This window comes from Bacillus sp. S4 (genome assembly GCF_040838205.1).
Taxonomy (GTDB): Bacteria; Bacillota; Bacilli; order Bacillales; family Bacillaceae_G; genus Bacillus_A; species Bacillus_A cereus_U.
Window position 1 is genome coordinate 1 of record NZ_JBFPJI010000477.1, and the last position, 1,801, is coordinate 1,801.

Below are 1,801 nucleotides of genomic sequence, written 5' to 3' on the forward strand. Positions count from 1 at the left end.
CTATTGGGACTTCTAGTGTGTTTTCGTAATTAATTTACTTTTTTAATAAAACCTTTATAATGACGTTTCACAAGCTGACTTTCAAGCGTCTTCATCGTTTCTAATGCTACACCTACGATGATAAGTAAGCTTGTGCCACCGATTTGGGCAGAAGGTGGTAATGTTGCGATTTTCGTGAATACGAGCGGTAATATTGAAATTGCGCCTAAGAAAATGGCACCGATAAATGTTAAGCGATATAAAATTTTTGTTACATACTGTTCTGTAGATTTACCTGGACGAATACCAGGTACGTATCCATTTTGCTTTTTCAAATTCTCAGCCATTTGTTCAGGGTTCACTTGAATGAACGCATAGAAATATGTGAAAGCAACGATAAGACCTACATAAAGTGTCATTCCAAATGGATGTGCAAAATCAAGATTCGCAATTATCCATTTAGATACGCTTGAATCAGGGAAGAGCTGCGCAATTGTACGCGGCGTCATTAAAAAGGCAGAAGCAAAGATAACAGGAATTACACCTGCACTATTTACTTTAAGAGGTAAATGAGTGTTTTTTGCTCCTTGATATTGATTGTTTCCTGATACAGCTTTTGCATATTGAATCGGTATTTTACGAACAGCTTGTTGAATGTAAATAACACCAACGACAATGGCTAAAATTACGAGTCCAATTAAAACCATTTTTATTATGTGCATGAATAATTGATCGCCTGCATTTTGAAATTGTTGCAAATAAATTTGATTAGCAACATTCGGAATCGCCGCAACAAGTCCTGCGAAGATAATCATCGATATACCATTTCCAACGCCATTAGCGGTGATTTGTTCACCTAACCAAAGTAAAAATGCAGTACCAGCAGTTAAAACTGTCGCAATAAATAAGTATGTAGTCCAGCTTGGATCTGTTATTAATTGTCCGCCTGCTATATTATTAAAGCCATAAGACATCCCGATGGATTGTATGAATGCGAGAATGATTGTAAAGTATCGAGTAAATTGAGCTGACTTCTTACGGCCCATTTCTCCTTGCTTTGCCCATTCTGTAAATTTAGGTACAACGTCCATTTGTAGTAATTGTACAATGATGGAAGCCGTAATATATGGTGTGATACCTACAGCAAAGATTGAGAAGTGTTGCAGTGCTCCTCCGCCAAATACGTTCAGCATGCCTAAAACGTTGGCTTGATCTTGTACTTTTAATACCTCTGCGTTAGTATGAGGAACTGGAATAAACGTGCCAATTCGAAAAACAATTAACATCGCTAGTGTAAAAAGAATTTTGTTTCTTATCTCAGCTACTCTCATAAAGTTTGAAATCGTACGAAACATCATGTCGCCTCCTGTATTTTTATCAGTTCAAAACTGATTATTATATCCCGATGAAGTAACCACAAACCTCCTTCCGCATTAAATTCATTTGACAAATGGAATTTCATACATTTTGCAGTTTTCACGGATATAAAAATATAAGGTGTTATACGAGCGACCTATTATCTTTTCGTAATCATTCAATACCCATAATATATCGAATAAATTAACAAATGTACATACATACGCATGAAAAATGAATAAATAGGGTGATTTTTTACATTTACTTAATGCTAGATTGATAATTAGGAACGTTTTACGTAGTTGTATCGAAAGGATTCGGTGGAAAGTATTATGGTGTAGCTGTAGCAGATGAAAACCTCAAGGATGTTGAGAAAACTCATATATTTCGTCGTGAATTAGAGAAACTATTAAAGCAAGAAAAGATTGGATTGAAATAGTAGTGAAGGAAAATCTTTTTTCTATAG

General features: G+C 35.3%; 1 protein-coding gene. It reads right to left on the reverse strand.

All coding sequences use genetic code 11. From position 1 onward, the window contains the following. Nucleotides 1-29 precede the first annotated feature (29 nt). Nucleotides 30-1,334, reverse strand: a complete 1,305-nt coding sequence (gene secY, locus AB3X48_RS21800) for a preprotein translocase subunit SecY (protein ID WP_002161671.1) — start codon at nucleotides 1,332-1,334, stop codon at nucleotides 30-32. Between the last annotated feature and the right edge of the window lie 467 nt (nucleotides 1,335-1,801).

Coding starts and splice junctions, on each gene's coding strand:
- secY (WP_002161671.1), bottom strand. CDS start 1,334: ATGTTTCGTACGATTTCAAACTTTATGAGAGTAGCTGAGATAAGAAAC.